The sequence below is a fragment of the Streptomyces sp. Y309 genome, from assembly GCF_056712025.1.
This window is the reverse complement of the sequence record NZ_CM160048.1, coordinates 7,020,983-7,041,767: the sequence shown is the minus strand read 5'-3', so window position 1 is coordinate 7,041,767 and position 20,785 is coordinate 7,020,983. Positions and strand designations below refer to the sequence as shown.

Sequence of the window (20,785 nt, the reverse complement as noted above, 5' to 3'; positions counted from 1 at the left end):
GCCCCAGCATGCTCCTCGGCACCTGGAACCTCGAGAACCTCTTCCGTCCCGGCGGCCCGTCCGGGCCGAGCGACAAGACGGCGTACGAGGCCAAGCTGGCCGCGCTCGCGGAGACGGTGCGCGCGCTCGACCCGAGCCTGCTCGGCGTGCAGGAGGTCGGCGATCCGGCCGCCCTCGCGGACCTGGCCGGGATGCTCGACGGCGACTGGCACACCGCGGTGTCGGAGCACGCGGACGACCGGGGCATCCGCGTCGGCTTCCTGAGCCGGCTCGACCTGGAGGTCATCGCCGACGTCGAGGCGTTCCCGCCGAAGCTGCGGCCGGTGCAGGGCGACGACGCGGGCCACCAGGTCGGCACGACGGGCCGCGGCCTGTTCGCCGTACGCGTCGTCAGCCGCGCCCTCGTCCTGGACGCCGCCGTCTGCCATCTGAAGTCGAAGCTCCTGACGTATCCGGGCGGCCGGTTCCAGCCGCGTGACGAGGGCGAACGGGCCCGCGTCGGGGCGTACGCGCTCTACCGCCGCACCGCCGAGGCCGCGACGCTGCGCGCCCTGGCCGACCAACTCCTGGCCGGCGCGGGACAGTCGCGCGACGTGGCCGTCCTCGGCGACCTCAACGACGAGGCGGCGGCCGCCACCACCCAGATCCTGCTCGGCCCGCCGGGCTCCGAGCTCGGCACGCCCGGGCACGGCACGCCGGACAGGGGCGACGCGACGCGGCTGTGGAACGTGGCGCCGCTGATACCGGCCGAACGGCGCTTCTCCCGCGTCAACTTCGGCCGCCGCGAACTGATCGACCACGTCCTGCTGAGCCACCGTCTGACCGGCCGGGTGGTGGCCACCGGTGAGGCGGGCACGGGCCTGCCGGACGGCACGGCGGTGCTCGACCTGCCGTCGGTGGGCGCGGATCCGCAGGAGCGGCGGGACGCGCCCGGGTCGGACCACGCGCCGGTGTGGATACGGTTCCAGCCGTAGCGCCCCCGCCCTCCGGAGCCGACCCGGGCTAGCCGCGCGGCAGCACCGTGGAAAGCACCCCTGGCAGCGGATACCAGTCGGACGACACCACGCTGGCGTGGCGGCCCGCGAGGAGGGTGACGCGGTCGCGGGCCTGGGCCTCGGTCGGGTTCGTGGCGCTGATCGCGGGCGGCACGTTGTGGGCGTCGGACATGACGACGAGATAGCGCCGGTCGGCGTACCACTTGGTGTCGACGGACCCGCCCGCGTACACCGACGCGTCCCCGTCGAACAGCACGAACCACGGCCGGATCGAGGCGTCCTGGTAGCGCGTGCGCGGGTCGCCGGACGCGGCGCCGAGGACGGCGGGGAAGGCGGCGGCATCGCCCAGGCGGCCGGCGGCGGCCAGGTCGCGCAGGTGCGTGGCGTACTCGCGGTCGGTCCACAGGGTGTCGGCCGGGTTGCCCTGCTCGACGGTGCCGGGGATGAGCTCGACGACGAACTTGCCCGCGAGCTCGGACCGCGTGGGCCAGCCCTTCTTCTGCACGGCCTCGTCGAGGCTGCCGCTGCCCTCGGCCAACTGGCCGGGCCGGTACAGGGCGTCGCCCAGCTTGCTCCGCAGCAGCGCGTCGAGGTCGGCGGGGCCACGGCCCGCCCGCCCCTGGAAGCCGTCCTTCAGCTCGACCTTCACGAGTATCGGACGGTGGCCCGGATGCGCGTCGTGCCAGGCCTTCATGTCGGCGAGGCACCCGTCGAGCCGCTGATTGCGGGCCTTGGTGCGCAGTTCTCCGGGCCGCTGCGCGTTCTCGCAGTTGTTGTCGTTGCCGACCGGGTTGCTGTGCGAGACGCGCCAGCCGCCGCCGAACACATTGGTCCACACGTCGAGTTCGAGCATGGCGGCGCCGGAGTCGAGGGCGTCCGCGAAGTAGGGGTACTTCGTCTTCTCGTACGCGTTGTGGACACCGACGCCGGTGGTGGCCGCGTACGAGGCGTCGGCGGCGGGCACCGGCGCGGGGCCGCCGTCGGCCACGGCGGCCGGGGCGAGCGCCGCCACGCACGCCAGGGTGCCCGCGCCCGCGATCCCCGCCACTCTCGCCCGCGTACGCCGCGTCACCCGCGTGCCTGCCGTCACCCTTTTGCCTGCTGCCGCTGCGCGCACCGTCGTCCCCTCCACCACACCCGTCAAGTCCCGTGAAACGTACGGGATTCGGGTGACGGGACGGAAGACGGCGACTTACGGCCAGCCCTCGTGGCGCGGCGTGTCCGCGTTGTCCGTGTCCTCTACTGTTTACGGCCGTTGACGCTCCGTGGATTCACCGCACGAAAGGCAGTCCTTCATGGCCCTCACCCTCACGCTCACCGGCCCCCGTCTGGCCCTGGCCGCGGCGGCGGCCGTCCTCGCGATCGGCGCGCCCACGGCGTACGCGGCACTCGACTCCGACGACACGCGCCCCGCCGCCTCCCAGGCCACGCCTCCGCGCGGTGAGCCCTTCGTCGAGACCCGCCTCTTCTTCGGCACCGAACGCCCCGACGGCGGCCCGGACGTGACGGACAAGCAGTTCATGAAGTTCATCGACGACGAGGTCACGCCCGGCTTCGCCGACGGCCTGACCGTCCAGCAGGGCCGGGGCCAGTGGAAGGACAGCAACGGCAAGATCGAGCGGGAGCGGTCGTACGAGCTGATCCTGCTGTACCCGACGGCCGAGGCGAAGAAGCGCGACGTACTGATCGAGGAGATCCGCTCCGACTACGAGAAGAAGTTCGCGCAGGACTCGGTGGGGCGGTTGGACGACCGGGCGCGGGTGGATTTCTGACGGGCTGTTGCTGGTGCCGGGCCCAGGCCCGGCACCACCGTGTCCTCGCTCCGGCTACGTGAGCCGGACATCCCCCACGGTGTGGGCCTGGATCACGTTCCCGTGCTGCACGCCCCCGCTGATGGTGTTGCGCACGCCGCCACCCGCCGCCTTCCCGTCCCCATCGGGCGTCAACTCGTCCAGCAGCACCTGCAGTTCAGCAGCTGCCTCGGGATCGGCGCGCAACGCCCGCCGCATCCGGTTGCGCCACTCGGCCTGCACGTCCGCGGCGGTGTCCGCGTCCTCCGCGTCCCGCGCGGCGACGAACTCCTCGCGCGCCTCGTCGAGCTCCCCCGCGACGGTGTCCTCCTCCCCGGCCGGGCGCCGCCGCGAGAAGAACCCGACGGCCCGGTCCCGCGCGTGCGCCCACCCGTCCCCCACCATCGACTGCACGAGAGCCGTGGCTCCGGCCGCCGCGAGGGCGGTCAACTCTGCGTCCATGGGTCTCCTTCGTCGCCGCTTCACCACCGTCGGCTCAACGGTAGCGGGCGCGTGAGCCGCAGGTGTGCCAGGCAGCCGCAGGATGCCTCAGCCCGCCGCGGGCAACCCGAAGTCCGCGCCCGAGATCCCGCCGAGCCCTTCGGCGATGCGCAGCAACGGCTCTCGCAGCAGGGTGAGTTCGGCACGCATCGCTTCGGCCTCGCTCCAGGCCGCTTCGTGGTCGAGCGGTGCGGTCTCAGCAGGTCGGCAGGCCTCGTGGGCGGCAAGGCGTGGATGCCACGTGGCCGTGAAGGGGCGGATGACGCGATTGACGAGGTCGTACGACAGGGACTGGACGGTCGCGGCCGCGGGTGCCGGTGACACCTCCGACGCGACGGAATTCTCCGCCCCGACGCCGGGCCGACGATCGGCGAGGCCGATGCTGTACGTGTGCAGGGTGGTGCGCGTGAAGTCGATCAGCGACTTAAGCGAGCTCAGTGCCTCACGCAGGCTGCCGGTGCCCGGTGCCAGTTCCTGCACACCGATCCGGGTGCCGAGCTCCACCTGGAGATCGAAGGCGGCCATACGCTCAGACTCGCTGGGTGCCGACATGGGAACCTCCCTACGGCCTGCGGTGGGAAAGGCCAGAGTAGCGGCGCCATGCTGCCCGCACAGCGTGCGCAGGGCCGCGTGCCGCAGCTCTTCCGCGCGCGAGGGGGCGGGGTCGTGATGACGCCAGGCGTGCAGCGTCATGGGGTGGGCCTGCCAGCGGTCGCCGTCGGCGGGCGTGAGGAGGCTTCGTACCCGCAGCTCTGCGAGGCCGTTCGCGGCGCGCCGTCGGGCGACGACCATCGGCGTGGCGTCCTCCGCCGCCAGGACGGAGGCCACGTTGTCGGCGGTGACCGGCAGCGGATGGAGCGCGACGGCGCAGCGCAGGATGTCGGCGGCGTCCGGCGTATCCACATCCCGGACGAGCGAGGCCGTCACGTCCTCGCCCGCGAGAGTGTCGAACAGCGAACGTCCCGGAGCGTGCAACCGCTCGTACAGGGAGGCCGGTTGATGCCCGGCCCGCACGGCCCGGGTGAGCAGCCCGCACGCTAGTGGGTGCCCGCCGACGGCACGGGCCAGCACCTCACCGACGGCCCCGCGCGCGTACCGTACGTCCAGCGGCCCCAGGTCGATCGGGGTGGCAAGCCCTTCGTACGCACGACTGCGGGTGGTGAGAAGAGTCCGGCCGAGCGGATGCGGGGCGGCGAACCGTGCCGCCTCCCGTGTGGGCAGCCGTCCGGGAACGCCGTCGACGACGAAGAGGAAGGGCTCGCCGACGGCTGCGAAGTAGGCGTACAGATCATCCATGTCACCGACGCCCAGGTGCCGCCGCAGAGCGAGCAGTTGCCGGTCGTAGCTGCCACGAGCGCCACTGCCGCCCCGCCCACCCAGCCCGCCCTGATCATCGCGGGCGTCGAGCCAGTACACGCCCCCTGGATAGGCGGCCCCGTACCGGAGCGCGTACTCCCGGGCAAGCAGCGTCTTGCCGATGCCTCCCATACCCCGGATCTGTACGGCGCGGGCGGCGGTCCGCCCCGTCACCAGCGGCGCCGCGTGCTCATGCAGCGCCGAGTGCACCCGCCACAACTCGGGAAGCCGCCCGGTGAATTCGGCGTCGGATGAGGGCTGCGTCCCGGGAAGCCAACGCGGGACATCCCCGTACTCGGCAATGGGCATGGGCCCGGCCGCACCGAGCCCATCGACGTGCGCGCGTACCTCGGCGGCCAGGACATCCACGTCGTCCGACCCGTGCCGCGCGTCTCGCAGCTCAATGGGATGGATGTGCCCGCTGCCGGGCTCGGGGTTGACGACGAGGACCCGGCGCAGGGGGTCGCCCTCCCCTAGACCCGCGAGAAAGGCGGCGGTGAGCTCCCACTGGCAGGCTTCCCGTTCCGGATAGCCCGTGGAGTAGTAGGCGAGCAGCACCCGGGACCGGGCGAGTTCGCGCCGGATCGTCGCGCTGATCCCGGCAAAGGACGCCACCCCGGCCTCGTCGACGAAGACGGCGAGGCCGGCCGCGCGCAGAGCTCGCGCCAGCGGCCGTACATGTTCCGCGTCACTGCGGCTATAGCTGAGGAAGACGTCCCACACGGCGACTTACCCTACTGTGGGCACGGGGAGGGCCGATCATGAGACACAGGCAGCGGAAACGCCCGGGCTCGGGCCCGGTACAGGTGACGGCTCGGCTGACGATTCCCTTCATAGGGGAGATCTCCGGTACCTGGGAGCCGGCCGACGCGGAGCGCCGCGCGGCCTGGGAGCTGTACCTGGAGCTGGCCAGCCGTGTCTCAGTGGTCGAACTGGACAGAGAGGAAGGCTTCTTACGGGAGGCCTTGTCGTCCCTCTACACCCTCTTCGGCACCACCCGCGAAATCCTCCGCCGCCACGGCCCGGCCGTCGCCCCACCCGTGGAACCGGGCCACGTGAGCTTCGGCGTCCTGGCGATGACGGTACTGAACCGCGTGCTTCGTCCCTTGCTGGCGACGTGGCATCCCCGGCTGGCCGCGTACGAGTCCCAGCGCCCGGCAGCGACGGATCCGGTGGCATACGAACGTGCGTGGGAGCACACGGAGACGTTGCGCCGGGAGATCGCAGCAGTGCGGGAGTCGCTCGTCTCGCTGGCTGGGACGTTGCGGGAGGTGGCGGGGGTGAGCGACCTGATTGACCTGCCGGTGCCCAGGGCGCCTCGAGGTACCCCCCCCCGCCGGTCAGAGGGGTAGTGGCAGTTCGTAGGGCGCAGCGGGACGGTGCCCGGGCTTGGCGCTTGACCACGGACGCCAGGAAATCCCTGGGGCACGCCGCGCAGCATGCCGCCTAGCGGGCTCCGCTTCACCACTCGACCCGCAGCGCAATCCTGCTGCCGTCGGTGACCGTGAGACCGTGCACCTGTGCGCCCGCGTGCGCTCTCCTGAAGCATTTCCTCCCCGCATATGTTCGCCTGTCATGAACTGGCGGAAGATCCTGCCCTATTGGGGGCTCGTCCTGCTCGTCGTCGCCGTCGCAGGGTGGCTCACTGCGGACATCGGCCCGGTCGGGATCACCGCTCTCTTCGCCCTGAGTCTGCAGTGGTTCCTGCTTCAGGCCCCGGTCCCGTGCGGCGCGCCGATCCGCAAGCAGGGGCAGACGTGCAGGAAGAACGCCCGTGGTCTGCTGCGCGGCTGCAGCTATGAACAGCACAAGTGGCAGCGCATGCGCGCTCTCGTCGTGCGCCCGGAACTCAGGCAGGCGAGCCGCGAACTCTTCCCGGACCACAAAACTGCCCTGACCAGTCTCGGAGCCATCGTCGCACTGGTGTGCACGCTCGCCACGACCACCATGGCAGTCCTAGGTAAAGGAGGCGCTTGACCATGGGCACGTCGACTCGGTGGAGAGGGCCGGGCGGCGGCAAGAACGCCCCCGGCAAGCCGTGGACAAACCTGGGCCAACGATTGGCGAGGCTCGATGAGGGCAGTGAGCGCCGCCAAGTGGCCGCAGCGGATGCTTGCCTCACCGTCCTCCGAGAGACCGCACACACTGATCCGTATGCCTTCGGCCTGTCGACCGTCTGGCAGCGTGCAGGCGGACACGTCACCGATGTGCTGGGCGAGTTGAGTGAGCAGGGATCTGGGGCGCTGATCGCCAAACCCCAGCTCGACTTCAATGATCCGGCCACCTCGTTCATCGCCGAGTTCAGCCGCCGGGTGGCGGGAGACGGCACCACCCTCGTCGACGCAGCTGTACGCCGAGCTGCGGCCCAGTGTGCTCAGCGGTTCGTCACAGAGCAGCTACAAGCAGCGCTCTCCACCGAGAGCAAGTTCTCCGGCGACCTGCTGTGCCTGCTGTACCGGTGGTTCTTCGCCGACCTCGTGACAGAGTTCCTACGCTGTTTCGTCGCGGAGCACATCAAGCTCGCCGTCCCGGTGCTGCCGGTCTTCGACCCCAGCGGCAAGGTGGCCGACACGGTCGCCGAGCGGATTCTGGAGCTCGTGCCTGATCCATGCGAAGAGGCGATCGGCCTGGAGCCACCTCTTCCGCTCCCTCAGGTGGCGCAGGCATTGGTTCCCGGCACAGTCGACAAGCTGCTGGGACTCGCCTCGGACCCGTCCGCCGAGCCGGAGAGCACCACATGAGCAGCGAGAGGGGCACCACATGAGCCGCGATAGGCCACACCGGTTCTGGTGGCAGTCGTACGACGGTGAAGCCCCCACCTCGCCGGGATGGCGTGTGATCGGTGAGGCAGGATTCCGGGAGCGCGAGGTGCGCATCACCGGTCACCAGTACCTCGATGCGATGGCGCCGGATTGGGCGGACGACCTGCTCAGGCTGGCACGTGCCGTCTTCCTCGCCGACAAACTCGCCTCCCGGGCACACGGCTTCGACCGCTGGACACGACGCATCTCCCTGTCCTTACCCGTCAGCGACCCCTACCGCTGGACAGGGACATCCGCCGGTCTCGCAGCCGCACTCCTGCAGATGCTCACCGGTGACCACTGGGACTTACGCCCGCGCGCCCTGCCCGCCTTGCCGAAGCAGCCACCGATTCCCTTGGGGAAGGACTGGAGGGCGACGGAAGTGGCGCTGTTCTCCGGCGGGCTCGACTCGCTGAGCTGGGCAGCTCAGCGGGCCACATCCCAAGGCGGGCTGCTGCTCCTGGTGACCTTCGCGGAGCCCAAGCTCAAGGCCCAGCAGCGTGGTGTCTTCAGAACGGTGGAGCGTCTGGCCAAGAAATCAGGGCGCCAGGTCAAGCGTGCCAACCCGCGGCAGGTCCTGGGCGGTGGGCACGGCCCCTCCGTGGAGTCTTCGTCGCGCTCCCGGGGCCTGCTGTACATGGCCACCGCCGTACGTGCCGCCGCTGCCAGCCGCAACTCGATCGTCCACATCCCCGAGAACGGTCAGCTCGCTCTCAATCCTCCGCTGACCGCCTCCCGCGCCTCGGCCCTGTCGACCCGCTCGGTCCACCCGTGGACCCTGCACCTGCTCAACCGGCTCATCCTGTCCCTCACCGGCACCGAAGAAGCTGTCACCGTGGTCAACCCCTTGGCCCATCTCACCAAGGGGGAGGTCTGCGCAGCGGCGGCCCGGGTCCGTGGGCTGTCGTCAGCCGATCTGGAAGCGACACTGAGCTGCGGCGCCCCGCCCCGGCAACGCCGCAATCTTCCCTACGACAACTGCGGCGTCTGTTACCCATGCCTCGTGCGCCGCTCCGGCCTGCTGCACGCGAATTCCGGCGACGGCACCGAGTACGAGACCTCACCGGTCTCTCCGTCGCTGCGCCGCGAGCGCACCCGCGACTGGCAGGCCTTGCGCTGCTGGCTGGACGGCTCGTACGGCTTCATTGATCTGATCGCCGACCAGCCCTTGCCACCCGGCACAGAGACACAACCCTGGCTGGAGGTGATCAACCGCGGCCGCGCCGAGCTGCGCGCGCTCGTCACATCCCTTTGCACCGAGCCATAGCCAGCGGCGCAAGACCTGGCACCGGCCCCCTACCCCGTCAATCCGGCTGTCTCGCCGACGCCTCCCACGCCATCCGCACCCGTTACGATCTGAGCTGGGATTTCTGCAGCCTGAGCAGGCACAAACCAGCACAGACCGATATCAATGCGAAGCGGGGACGGCACATGCGGGACGGCCGGTGGGAGACGGTCACCGAATCCGAGTTCCAGCATGAGCGCCGGGGCCTGGAAGCGATCCGCAGGGAGCTTCCCGATCATGACCCGTGGCACGCCTGGTCGAATTTCACGTTCACGGCGAACACCGGGCATGTCCGGGAAGTGGACCTGCTGGTGGTTGCCCCGGGTGGGGTGTACCTGATCGAGCTCAAGGACTGGCACGGCTCGATCGAGTCGCGCAACGGCACCTGGCTGCAGACCCAGCCCAGCGGACGGCAGATCTCCCACGGCAACCCGTTGCATCTGGCGAACAAGAAGGCCAAGGAGCTGGCCGGGCTGCTGCAGCAGAACGGCGAACGGGTGTGGGTGTCGGAGGCGGTCTGCTTCACCGACTCCTCGCTGAAGAACCGGCTGCCCGCCCACGACCAGCACGGCGTCCACACCGTCAGGCAGCTGATCGAGCTGCTTCACACACCGCCGCTTGACGAGCACCGCCGGATCGACGCCTCCCGCTCCCGCAAGATCAAGAAGGCTCTGGGGGACGTCGGCATCGCGCGCAGCGACGCGGAGTACAAGGTCGGCCCGTATCTCCTGAACCGAAAGTCCTTCGACTCGGGCCCGACCTGGGCGGACTACCTGGCCCGGCACAGTGAGCTGCCGGAGGCTGCCCGGATCCGGGTCTATCTGCGTGAGCGCGGCTCGGACCCGGGTCTGCGGGCCTCGGTGGAGCGGGCCGCGCGCCGCGAAGCCGCGGTTCTGCGGCGCTTCAGGCACCCCGGTGTCGTACAGCTGAAGCAGTACGACCCGTCCGGACACTCGGCGGGCCCGGCGCTGATCTTCGACTTCGATCCGCGCACGCTGCGCCTCGACGAGTATCTGGCCCAGTACGGCGAGAAGCTGGACGTCCTCAGTCGCATAGCGCTGGTGCGCCAGCTCGCCGAGACCGTGCGGTCGGCACATGGCAGGCGTATTTATCACCGCACGCTCGCAGCCCACGCGATCCACGTCATGCCGCGTGCCCGGGGCCGGGCCCCAGGGACGGACGGCGAGGAGGCCGGCTGGCTCAGCCCGCATCTGCAGATCTCCGACTGGCAGGTCGCTGTGCAACGCGGGCCGGAGCGAAGCGGCGAGCGGTTCGCGCCGACAACATTCTCGCGCGCGGGGGTACATCTCGCGGAGGCGTCGGACCCGTATTTGGCTCCGGAGCTGACCGCGCTGAAGGCCGACCCGGTCGCGCTGGATGTGTACGGCCTCGGCGTCCTCACCTACCTCCTGGCCACCGGCAAGGCCCCGGCCGCGAGCCAGGCCGAGCTACTGGCCCGCTTCGAGGCAGGCGAGGGTCTGCGTCCCAGCGCCGTGGTGGACGGCTTGTCCGAGTACATCGACGAGCTGGTGCAGGCCTCCACCGCCTACAGCGTCGACGACCGTCTGTCGTCGGTGGACGACTTCCTGGAGATGCTGGAGGTCGTCGAGGAAACCCTGACCGAGCCCGCCGCTCCCGCCGAGCCCGCCCGCCCGGCTGACGCGCCGGAAAAAGATCCGCTGGAAGCAGTGGCCGGCGACGTCCTCGCGGGGCGCTGGGAGGTGCGGCGCCGCCTCGGCACGGGTTCGACGAGCCGAGCATTCCTGGTACGGGACCTCAGTGCCGGACCAGAGGTCCGCTTCGCGAAGTCGCTCGCCGTCCTGAAGGTCGCGTTGTCGGACAGCCGGGGCGAGGTTCTCCAGCACGAGGCCGAGGTGATGGGGCGGCTGCGTCCGGACTCGCGCATCATCCGCCTCGTCGAGCCGGAGCCTCTGCGCATCGGCGGTCGTGCTGTCCTCGCCCTTGAGTACGTGGGTGACGAGCGGGAAGCGGATGCCGAGCCTTCAGTCCCCGGGGCATCCAGGCACCGGCGCCGCGAGGAGACGGTCGCCCGCCAGCTCCGGGAGTTCGGCCGTCTGTCGGTGGACCAGCTCGAAGCGTACGGCGACTACTTGTTCGGCGCGGTGGACTTCCTCGAGGGCGAGGGCGTCTGGCACCGCGACATCAAGCCGGACAACATCGCGATCCGCATCCGCCCGAACCGCACCCGCGAGCTGGTCCTGATCGACTTCTCGCTGGCGGGTTACCCGGTGAAGGAGACCGGGGCGGGCACGGACGGCTATCTGGACCCGTTCATCGGCGGACTCACCGACCGTTCGGTGTACGACGCGCACGCCGAGCGGTACGCCCTTGCGGTCACCCTGTACGAAATGGCTTCGCGTGAGCTGCCGGTGTGGGGCGACGGCAAGGTCTCGCCGCGCCAGACAGACCCGGAGAAGGAGCCCTACCCGAAAATCGCGGCCGATGCCTTCGACCCGGCGATTCAGAAGGGCCTCGTCGCGTTCTTCCAGCAGGCCCTGCACCGCGACGCGACGCAGCGCTTCAGCGATCTCAAGCCGATGCGGGACGCCTGGAAGAAGATCTTCCTGGCGATGGACGAGGCGAAGCCGTCGTCGCGGCGTCCCCGGCATGGGGCGGTCGCCGCGGAGACCGACGCGTCAAAGGCTCAGGACGCCCCGATCGCCGAGGCCGAGGAGGAGAGCGCCGAACAGCAGCGTGACCGGCTGGCAGCGCAGGCCGACCGCGATACGCACATCTCGGCAGCAGGCCTGAGCCCGGCAGCCGAGTCGTTCGTGTACGGGCTGCATGTGAACAAGGTCGGCCAGCTCCTCGACTACAGCCAGCGCCAGCTCGTGAACGCCCCCGGTCTCGGCGCGAAGACCCGCAAGGAGGTCCTGGGCCGCATCAAGGAGTGGCGGCAGCGCCTCGCCGAGCAGCCCGCCGCACCCCTGACTCCGCAAGGCCGCAGGGCCGCGAAGGAGGAACTGTCCGCCACCGAAGCCGCAATCGCGGTCGCCATGGGCGCCGACGGCGACACGGGGGCGCTTCCTGAGCGGGCGCTGCGAACAGTCAGCCTGGACACGCTCGCGACGTTGTTCGTACCGGAGTTGAAGAAGGACGGCTCGAACCACAACGAGTGCGAGATGGTGCGGCTGCTGCTACGCCTCCCCGACGAGCGGGGCGTGCTGCCCGACATCGGCGTCTGGCCGAAGCAGAAGGACGTGGCGGACGCGCTGGGCCTGTCGGCGGGCAGAATCCCGCAGATGCTGAAGACCCAGCGCGCCAGATGGAAGAAGCACACCGCTGTACGGGCCCTGCGCGCCGAAGTCCTGGACGTGCTCGGCGGCTTGGGCCGTGTGGCCTCGGCGGCCGAGGTCGCCGACGCGCTGGCCGTGCGGCGCGGCACGGGTCTGCAGGAGCGCGAGCAGCGGCGGGCGCTGGCGCTGGCAGCGGTTCGGGCCGTGGTGGAGGTCGAGCAACTCAACCCGGACGAGGCCGAGTTCCAGCACGCGGCGAACCGTGATGCCGCGGACGAAGGCATGGGGGCAGGCCTGCTTGCCCTGGAGGTCGGCGAGGACGACGCTCCCGACACGGCATCGGCGCCGGGCCTGCTCAACTACGCACAGCGCCTGGGCAAGGTGGCCGACCGCTTGGCGAAACTGGACACGCTGCCGACCGCGGCGACGGTCCTAGTCGAGCTGGGCGCGATCGCCCCGCCGAGCGGGACCGTGGAGTGGGACGACCGCCGGATGGTGGAGGTCGCGGCGGCGGCGTCCCGCAATGCCGCGGCAACACCCCGCCTCGAGATCTATCCCCGCAACTTGCCACTGGTACGGGCGCTCCGCCTGACCCAGGCCGGCCTCGTGCGCCTCATCCCCGGCATGCCGGAAGCGCGCCAACCGGGTCTGACGAGCGCGGAAGTACACGAGCGCGTACGAGCACGATTCCCGGAACTGCTCGACAAACGCGGCGGCCACTCCCTGCCAACGGGCGGACCGCTGACGCGGGCCCTGCAGGAGGCGGGTTTCGACCTGGAGCTGAAGACACGGGACAGCACACGGACGCTGCGCTATCTGCCGCGCCGGACGGGCTTCGATTCCACGTACCTGTCCTCGGGAGCGGGGCGCCAGCCGACGGGCATGCTGCCGCCGACCGCGCATCGCTACTCCGACAACCAGGAGCTCGCGGAAGCCGCGGCATCCGAGGACCGGCTCCTCGGCTCGGCCCGCCGGGACGGATTCCGCGTCCTGACGGTCCGCACGGAGCTGGCGCCGCGGGCCGCACGAGAGTTGGCGACCGAGCGCTTCGAGGCAGGCACACTGTCGGTGACGGACCTGTTCCTGCGGGCGCTGCACGACCTGGTCGACGCCCGGCCGAAGCCGACGTGGGAGACAATCCTGCGCGCCGACGTGGCGGAGCCGGGCTCCAAGGCGGCGATGAAGTTCGCGGAGTACGCGCGGACGGCGTGGGGGGCGGTAGAGCCTCAGGTGAGCGAGCGGTTGGCGGTGCCGGGTGGCGGCACGCGCACCCCCCTGCTCCTTACGGACGCGGGAGTCTTCGCTCGGTACGACGCGATGGGCGTCCTGGAGCGCCTTGCCGAGCAGGCACGGAGCGGTGGACGCGGCCTTTGGCTGCTGTGCCCGCAGAGCGATCCGACGCGGCCGCCGCGCCTTGGGAGGACGGCGGTGCCGTACCAGGCGGGGCTCGGCGAGTGGATCGTGCTGGCGGAGGCGTGGGTGCACAACGCGCATCGGGTGGGTTTGGCGGGGACTTTGGGAGCGGGCGACGACGAGCCTGGCGCCGGCGCCGGCGAGTAAGCGCAACCACGGCTGCGACCGAGGCCGTGACTATGGCTATGACTGTGACGGGTACGACGGGAGACGTGACGAAGTGATCGACCGCAAGCGGTTGTTGGCTGACCTGATCAAGCAGGTCAAGGCGGTCGAGGCGGACCTCGGCAAGCAGGTCAAGGCGGTGCCCGAGGTCCGGGAGCGGCTGCGGGCGGAGTACGACCAGGCGTTCAAGCTCGGGCGTACTGGGGCGACGTGGAGCGCGTGGCTGGGCGAGCGGGTCACGCAGGTCGCTGTGGCGTGGGTCCTCGGCACGGTCTTCGTGCGTTTCTGCGAGGACAACCGCCTGATTCCGGAGCCGTACCTGACGGGGGCGGAGCCGGAGCGCCGGGACTTGGCTGAGGCTCGGTACGCGCAGTACGTGGACGAGGACGAGGACCCGACGTATCGGGGCTGGCTGGAGAAGTCATTCAAGGAGCTGGGCGCGGGGCAGGCCGGGAAGCTGCTGTTCGATGAGCGGCACAACCCGCTGTATCAGATTCCGGTTTCGCATGACGGTGCGCGGGCGTTGGTGGAGTTCTGGCGGGAGCGGGACGAGGCGGGCGAGGTCCTGGTCCACGACTTCACGGACCCTCTGAACGCGGACGGCACGGAGGGGTGGGACACGCGGTTCCTGGGTGACCTGTACCAGGACCTGTCGGAGGCGGCGCGTAAGACGTACGCACTGCTCCAAACCCCGGAGTTCGTGGAGGGGTTCATCCTCGACCGGACGATGGATCCGGTGGTCCGGGAGCTGGGCGGACGCTTCGGTGAGCTGAAGATGATCGACCCTACGTGTGGGTCGGGGCACTTTGTGCTCGGCGCGTTCCGGCGGATGGTTCGGCTTTGGGCTGAGCGGCAGCCGGGGCGGGATGTGCATGAGCGGGTGCGGGCGGCGTTGGACTCCGTCCATGGGGTGGACGTCAATCCGTTTGCTGTGGCTATTGCTCGGTTTCGGTTGCTGGTGGCGGCGATGGCTGCGTCCGGGGTGCGGACGCTGGCGGGGGCGGCGAGGTACGACTGGCCCATCCACCTGGCGGTGGGCGACTCGTTGATCAAGGCTCGGCAGCTTGAGCTGGCCTTGGGGGACGAGGAGTCGGGGGATCCGCTGGCGGAATTCTCGTATGCGACGGAGGACGTGCACGAGCATCCGGGGATTTTGGAGCAGGGGCGGTATGACGTGGTGGTGGGAAATCCGCCATACATTACGGTAAAGGATCCAAGACTCAACGCACTGTATCGCGGTTTGTACGCATCCTGCTCCGGAGCATACGCCCTATCCGTCCCATTCGCTGAGCGGTTCTTCCAGCTAGCGAAGGTGGGGTCACCAGACGGACATGGTTACGGCATGGTTGGCCAGATCACCGCAAACTCCTTCATGAAGCGAGAGTTCGGAACCAAACTGATTGAGGAGTACTTCGCACACAAGGTTGAACTAACTGAAGTCATTGACACTTCGGGCGCGTATATTCCTGGACACGGAACGCCGACTGTAATTCTCGTAGGAAAGCGTCGCGCCGGCCGCAGTCGCTCACAGACCATCCGCACGGTTCGCAGCATCCAGGGTGAGCCTTCTGCACCCGACAAGGCGGAGGATGGATTGGTATGGAACGCAATTGAGGCCCAGATCGATTCACCTGGATCCGCAGGTCAATGGGTATCGGTAGACGATCTGGAACGAGAGAAGTACTTCAGTAAGCGACCATGGATCCTCACCGATGGCGGCCTCGAAATGGTCGAACTCCTCGGTAGCCAAGCCCAGATGAAGCTATCAGCAGCGGTTGCTGACATCGGCGCTGGCGCTGTAACCCGCGAGGACGGCGCATATATGATCGGTGGCGGAGCATTGAACCGCCACCGAATCCCCGAGAATCAGCAGCGTCCACTGATTGAGGGTACTGAGGTACGAGACTTTGGCCTATTGAATCCTGTCACATCACTATGGCCGTACGACCCCATCACCTTGAGCGCAAAAGCATCCTCCGATACCGAGAAGTTCCTGTGGCCTTATCGCGTACTACTACGGGACCGCACCGCCTTCGGAAGAACCCAGCTGGAGCATGGACTGAAATGGTTTGAATATTCCATGTTCTTCAAACAGCGCTATCAAGTTCCACTCTCCATCTCATTTGCATTTGTCGCATCTCACAATCATTTTGCGCTCGGCAGAGGTGGGAAGGTATCTAGTCGTTCAGCTCCAGTCATCAAGTTGCGAGAAGGCGCGAGCGAGGAAGAGCACCTTCGACTGCTTGGGCTACTAAACAGCTCCGCGGCATGCTTCTGGCTCAAGATGGTCAGTCACGACAAGGGAATTCGCGGCGAAGGAGGAGGCTTCACTAGTGACGACTGGGAACGCTTCTATGAGTTCACAGGAACGAAGCTTCAAGATTTCCCCCTGCCTTCCGAATTCCCGGCTGCCCTTGCCACCTCGCTCGATACCCTCGCTCAGCAACTCAACCTCACAGGCCCATCAGGCGCCCTAGATTCTCAGCCCCTCACCGCTCTTCCCCTCCGCGAAGCCCGCACCAAGTGGCACTCCACCCGCGCCCGAATGATCGCCCTCCAAGAGGAACTCGACTGGCAGGTCTACTCCCTCTACAACCTCCACGCCGAAGACCTCCGCGCCCCCGAATCCGAGGTTCCCGAACTCGCCCTCGGTGAGCGGGCCTTCGAGATCGTGCTCGCCCGGCGCGTGGAGAAGGGCGAGGCCTCCGACGAGTGGTTCAAGCGGCACGGGTCCACCCCCATCACCACACTCCCCGATCACTGGTCCGACGCCTACAAGGCCACCGTCCAGAAGCGCATCGACGCCATCGAGTCCTCCCGCGCCATCGGCATGGTCGAACGCCCCGAGTACAAGCGCCGGTGGGCAACCGAAGGCTGGGACGCCCTCCAAGAGAAGGCCCTCCGCTCCTGGCTCCTCGACCGCATCGAGTCCCGCGACCTCTGGTACCAGGACGGCCAGCCCACCATCCTCACCCGCGCCCAGCTCACCTCCGCCCTCTCTCTCGACGAGGACTTCGTCTCCGTAGCCGCGCTGTACGCCCCCCGCAAGGAGCTGGCGACCGTCATCGCCGACCTCCTCGCCAACGAACACGTCCCCTTCCTTGCTGCCCTCCGCTACAAGCCCGCCGCCCTGAAAAAGCGCGCCGACTGGGAGCACGTCTGGGACCTCCAGCGCCAAGAGGACGCCGCTCCGGACGAGCCCGCCAAGCGCAAGATCCGGGACACGATCCCGGTCCCTCCGAAGTACACCTCCGCCGACTTCCTCAAGCCCTCCTACTGGCGTGCCCGAGGAAAGCTCGACGTCCCGAAGGAGCGCTTCATCTCCTACGCCACCGGCCCGATCTCCGGCACCCCGGACCTCTTCGGCTGGGCAGGCTGGGACCACCGCGAGCAGGCCCAGGCCCTCAGCACGTACTTCACCAACCACGACGAGCTCTCCTCCGAGGAACTCACCCCGCTCCTCGCCGGCCTCCTCGAACTCCAGCCCTGGCTCAACCAGTGGCACAACGAGTTCGACTCGATGTACGGCGGCTCTCCCGCGTCCTTCTTCGCGGGTTACCGCTCCGCCAAGCAGGGCGAGCATGGCCTGACCGACGACGACTTGCGGGAGTGGCGCCCCGCGTCGGCCGCCCGTCGCGGTCGCCGCCCCGCCTCCGAGGGCTGATCACCCGGGCGCGTCCTCCTCGCCCTCCCGCACGGAGGGCGCGCCCGCATCCCGCACCGCCAACGACACGTCCTCCTTCCCGTCCGGCTCGACCGGCAGGTCCGGCGCCTTCAGCTCCGCCCACACCGTCTTGCCGATCCCGCCGACACGCTCCTCAACTCCCCAGCGGTAGGCAAGCGCCTCAACGAGCATCAGCCCGCGCCCACGCGTCTCATCCTCATCAGGCTCCCTCACCTCGGGCCTGCCGCCTCCGGCATCACTCACCTCGAGCCGCAGAAGGCCATCCCCCAGCGATCGCACGATCCGCACACTGACCTGCCGGTCACTCGGCACGCGGACACGCAGCGCATTGGTCACCAACTCTGAGAGCAGCAACTCCGCCGAGTCCAGGGCATCTTGGCTGACGTCCCACTCCCCCAGTACGGCGTGCACCAGCGCCCGCGCTCTGGGAACGCTGAGGCGGCAACGGGGCAGCCGGAAGGCGACTTCTCGTGGGTCTAAGCGCTTTGCCATGACGTCTCCTCGCGCTCGGCATCCAGTCATCACGTCCCCGTGGTGCGGCGGGCGTTAGGAGTCTCACTCCGCCTCTGCAACACACCGCAGCATATGTATTGGCGCAATGTTGCATGAGTCGATGGATCCTGATTCACTCCTTCGAGTAGCTGGCAGTTCTGCACACACTCGGCCTCTGGTAGGGAGTTGCGCATGCCTACTGTCAAACCGTCCACCGTGCTCGGCCGCCAACTCGGCGATGAGCTGCGTCAGCTCCGCGAGGCCGCGCGCGTATCCATGGCCGAAGCCGCTGAATTGCTCGACTGCACCAAGGGCAAGATCAGCCGCCTGGAGAACGGACATGTGCCTGTCCGTACACCGGACTTGAACGCGCTCATGCACGCTTACGAGATCGAAGACCCAGAAACGCGGGAACGCCTCAGCGCCCTGGCTCGCAGGGCCAACCGGCGCCGCCGCGACGGCTGGTGGCACCAGTACAGCTCAGTTCTCGGCGATTCTTACCGCGACCAGATCGAGCTGGAGGCTATCTGCGACAGCGTGCGCACGTACGAGATGCAGCTCGTACCGGGCCTCCTCCAGACCGCCGAGTACAGCCGAGCAGTCACGGTCGCTTCACGTTCTTGGCAAACAGCCGAGGAGATCGATCAGTTCGTCCAGGTACGGCTCGCCAGGCAACAGCGACTCACAAGCGAAGCGCCAATGGAACTCTGGGCAGTGCTCGCCGAGGGGGTGCTGCGGCAGCATGTCGGCGGTTCGGCAGTGATGCACGCGCAACTGGAACACATGGCAGCCATGGCCGAACGCCCCAACATCACCGTCCAAGTCCTGCCGTTCTCGCGCGGTGCGCACTCGGGTATGTTCGGGCCATACCTCCTGCTGAGCTTTCCGCAGGTGACGTCGCTGGACCTTGCGCTGACGGAGACCCCAACCGGAAACATCTGGATGGAGCGGGAACCCGAAGTCGCCTACTATCGCGCCCTCTTCGACGACGCGCGCACCGCCGCACTGCCACCGACGGAATCACTCGCGTTGATCCGCCGCATCGCCAAGGAGTTCAGACCATGAGCCAGGAACACCACATTCGGACCTCCCACGCGAGAGCAGTGTGGCACGCGAGCAGCTATAGCGGTGGACAAGGGAACTGTGTCGAAGTCGCCCACAACATCCCCCGAACCATCTCTGTCCGCGACAGCAAGCACCCCACCGGCCCGGTGATCACCTTCTCCCCTCCAGCCTGGCAAGCGTTCGTCACCCACGTCCGCTGAGCGGCACGGATCCCTCCAGTGCCTCCAGGGGACACCCCACCCCGGTCGCCCAGAGCGACCGCACCAACACTCGCATTCGCCATACTATGGCTCACTTGAGTATGTTGAACGCGAGCTAGAGCACCAATACGTCCCGAGGTGACCCATGGCAGGCTTCGTAGGCCGCACAGCAGAGCTGGCCACCCTGGAGCGCCACCTGGCCTGGGTCCGAGAGGGCCGAGGCGACCAGCGCGGCCGGGCCCTGCTCCTCCGCGGCCGACGCCGGGTCGGGAAGTCACGCCTCGTCGATCTCTTCTGCGAGCGCGCCCAGGTGCCGTACGTCGTCCACCAGGCAACACGCGGCGAGGACGCCCTCCGGGAGCGGGCCCGGTTCCTCTCGGAAGTACGGCACGCGCCCTTCCCGGACACAGCCCTCCTCTCCGGCGTCACGACCGTCGCCGACTGGGACACCGCCCTGCGCCAGCTCGCCGCCGTGCTGCCGGACGACAGTCCCAGCATCGTCGTACTCGATGAGCTGCCCTGGATGCTCGAAGGGGACTCCGTCCTGGAAGGGACCCTCCAGACGGTCTGGGACCGGGTGCTCAGCCGCAAGCCGGTGCTGCTCATCCTCATCGGCAGCGATCTCGCCATGATGGAACAGCTCTCCGCTTACGGCCGCCCCTTCCATCAGCGCGGGGTCGAGATGGTCCTGTCAGCGCTGTCCCCGCACGAGGTCATGGAGATGACCGGGCTCCCGGCCGCCGACGCCTTCGACGCCCACCTGATCACCGGCGGTCTGCCGCTCATCTGCCAGGAGTGGCGCGATGGCGAGACCCGCGCCGACTTCCTTGCCCGGGCCCTCGATGATCCGACCTCGCCGCTGCTCGTCTCCGGCGAGCGCATGCTGGCCGCCGAATTCCCCACTGCCCTGCAGGCCCGGCACGTCCTGTCCGTGATCGGAAGCGGTGAGCGGACCTTCGGGACGATCGCCGCGAAGGCCGGCGCAGCCGATCGGCCGCTTCCGCCCGGCTCCCTCAATCCCGCCCTGCGGACCCTCGCGGACAAGCGGCTCGTCGCCATCGACACGCCCCTCTCCGTCCGGCCGGGCGACCGGGACCGTCGCTACCGCGTCGCCGATCCCTACCTCCGCTTCTGGCTGGCTTTCCTGGAACAGGGCATCGCCGAGATCGAGCGCGGGCGCGGCCGGGTCGTCGCCGATGCCGTCGAGCGAGGCTGGACCTCGTGGCGGGGGCGGGCGATCGAGCCCGTGGTTCGGGAGGCGCTCGCCCGGCTCCTCCCGGACGACACCTGGCCGCAGGTGCGCGAAGTGGGCGGTTGGTGGCCTCGTACCAACAATCCCGAAGTCGATCTCGTGGGCGCCGACCGGTCGCCCGCGCGCGCGATCTCCTTCGTCGGCTCGGTCAAGTGGCACGAGCACGGCTCCTTCGACAGCCGCGCGCTGGCCGCGCTGGCCAGGGATGCCCAGTCCGTGCCAGGAGCGGATGAGGACGTGCCACTCGTCGCGGTGTCCCGGTCCGGATTCAGCGTCGACGGGCTCGCGGCCACGTACGGTCCCGAGCAGTTGATGTCCGCATGGGGCTCCCCTACGTAAGACCAGCTGAGTGCCCACCCCCGACACCTCCTTACTGTCGTATGCACCCGTTACGATCGACGACGGACTGCAGCCGAAAGGGCAGTCGGTAAGAACACGGACTGCAGCCGAAAGGGCAGTCAGTAAGAACAAAGCGGCGGGAGAATACTCCTCAGCCGCACACACCAGGCACGCGCCGCCCCGAGGACG

At 68.8% G+C, this 20,785-nt stretch carries 15 protein-coding genes; 11 read left to right on the top strand and 4 right to left on the bottom strand.

Features of this window, described 5'->3' with window-relative positions:
* Positions 1-8 precede the first annotated feature (8 nt).
* Entirely contained in the window at positions 9-974 is a 966-nt protein-coding gene (locus AC0KTA_RS29125; protein ID WP_481051186.1) for an endonuclease/exonuclease/phosphatase family protein, read from the top strand.
* Between the two features lie 28 nt (positions 975-1,002).
* Here AC0KTA_RS29125 and AC0KTA_RS29120 read toward each other — a convergent pair whose 3' ends face one another.
* Positions 1,003-2,034, bottom strand: a complete 1,032-nt coding sequence (locus tag AC0KTA_RS29120; protein WP_481056600.1) for a phosphatidylinositol-specific phospholipase C domain-containing protein — start codon at positions 2,032-2,034, stop codon at positions 1,003-1,005.
* Positions 2,035-2,290: 256 nt separating this feature from the next.
* On the opposite strand from AC0KTA_RS29120, the gene AC0KTA_RS29115 reads away from it, so the two are divergent.
* Positions 2,291-2,767 (top strand): DUF3574 domain-containing protein, encoded by a 477-nt coding sequence (locus tag AC0KTA_RS29115; protein WP_481051185.1) that lies wholly within the window; start codon positions 2,291-2,293, stop codon positions 2,765-2,767.
* Between the two features lie 54 nt (positions 2,768-2,821).
* Here AC0KTA_RS29115 and AC0KTA_RS29110 read toward each other — a convergent pair whose 3' ends face one another.
* Together AC0KTA_RS29110 and AC0KTA_RS29105 are read right to left on the bottom strand one after the other, a co-directional pair.
* The gene (locus tag AC0KTA_RS29110) at positions 2,822-3,247 is read right to left on the bottom strand and encodes a hypothetical protein (RefSeq protein ID WP_481051184.1); all 426 of its coding nucleotides are present in this window, start codon (positions 3,245-3,247) and stop codon (positions 2,822-2,824) included.
* An 87-nt stretch (positions 3,248-3,334) separates the two neighbouring features.
* Positions 3,335-5,365: a toll/interleukin-1 receptor domain-containing protein gene (locus AC0KTA_RS29105; protein WP_481051183.1), complete on the bottom strand. Its 2,031-nt coding sequence runs from the start codon at positions 5,363-5,365 to the stop codon at positions 3,335-3,337.
* 38 nt (positions 5,366-5,403) lie between these two features.
* Here AC0KTA_RS29105 and AC0KTA_RS29100 point away from each other — a divergent pair, with 38 nt between their 5' ends.
* From AC0KTA_RS29100 to pglX, 6 genes are all read left to right on the top strand, one after another.
* On the top strand, positions 5,404-5,994 hold the full coding sequence (locus tag AC0KTA_RS29100) for a hypothetical protein (protein WP_481051182.1): 591 nt from the start codon (positions 5,404-5,406) through the stop codon (positions 5,992-5,994).
* A gap of 223 nt (positions 5,995-6,217) precedes the next feature.
* Positions 6,218-6,619 carry a hypothetical protein gene (locus AC0KTA_RS29095; protein WP_481051181.1) on the top strand — a complete coding sequence of 134 codons (402 nt, stop codon included), beginning with the start codon at positions 6,218-6,220 and terminating at the stop codon, positions 6,617-6,619.
* 2 nt (positions 6,620-6,621) lie between these two features.
* Entirely contained in the window at positions 6,622-7,383 is a 762-nt protein-coding gene (locus tag AC0KTA_RS29090) for a hypothetical protein (RefSeq protein WP_481051180.1), read from the top strand.
* A gap of 127 nt (positions 7,384-7,510) precedes the next feature.
* Positions 7,511-8,710, top strand: coding sequence for a 7-cyano-7-deazaguanine synthase (locus tag AC0KTA_RS29085; RefSeq protein WP_481051179.1), 1,200 nt, complete (start codon positions 7,511-7,513; stop codon positions 8,708-8,710).
* Positions 8,711-8,874: 164 nt separating this feature from the next.
* Positions 8,875-13,545 (top strand): BREX system serine/threonine kinase PglW, encoded by a 4,671-nt coding sequence (pglW, locus tag AC0KTA_RS29080; RefSeq protein WP_481051178.1) that lies wholly within the window; start codon positions 8,875-8,877, stop codon positions 13,543-13,545.
* Positions 13,546-13,618: 73 nt separating this feature from the next.
* Complete coding sequence (gene pglX / locus AC0KTA_RS29075) at positions 13,619-17,227, top strand: BREX-2 system adenine-specific DNA-methyltransferase PglX (RefSeq protein ID WP_481051177.1); 3,609 nt, start codon at positions 13,619-13,621, stop codon at positions 17,225-17,227.
* Here the strand turns inward: pglX and AC0KTA_RS29070 are convergent, their stop codons facing one another.
* Positions 17,228-17,740, bottom strand: a complete 513-nt coding sequence (locus AC0KTA_RS29070; protein ID WP_481051176.1) for an ATP-binding protein — start codon at positions 17,738-17,740, stop codon at positions 17,228-17,230.
* Positions 17,741-17,932: 192 nt separating this feature from the next.
* Between AC0KTA_RS29070 and AC0KTA_RS29065 the strand changes: the two genes are divergently transcribed.
* From AC0KTA_RS29065 to AC0KTA_RS29055, 3 genes are all read left to right on the top strand, one after another.
* Positions 17,933-18,805 carry a helix-turn-helix domain-containing protein gene (locus AC0KTA_RS29065; protein ID WP_481051175.1) on the top strand — a complete coding sequence of 291 codons (873 nt, stop codon included), beginning with the start codon at positions 17,933-17,935 and terminating at the stop codon, positions 18,803-18,805.
* Positions 18,802-19,005, top strand: a complete 204-nt coding sequence (locus tag AC0KTA_RS29060) for a DUF397 domain-containing protein (protein ID WP_481051174.1) — start codon at positions 18,802-18,804, stop codon at positions 19,003-19,005. Before AC0KTA_RS29065 ends, AC0KTA_RS29060 begins: the two co-directional genes overlap by 4 nt.
* Positions 19,006-19,150: 145 nt before the next feature.
* Positions 19,151-20,596 carry an ATP-binding protein gene (locus tag AC0KTA_RS29055; protein WP_481051173.1) on the top strand — a complete coding sequence of 482 codons (1,446 nt, stop codon included), beginning with the start codon at positions 19,151-19,153 and terminating at the stop codon, positions 20,594-20,596.
* Positions 20,597-20,785: the final 189 nt, after the last annotated feature.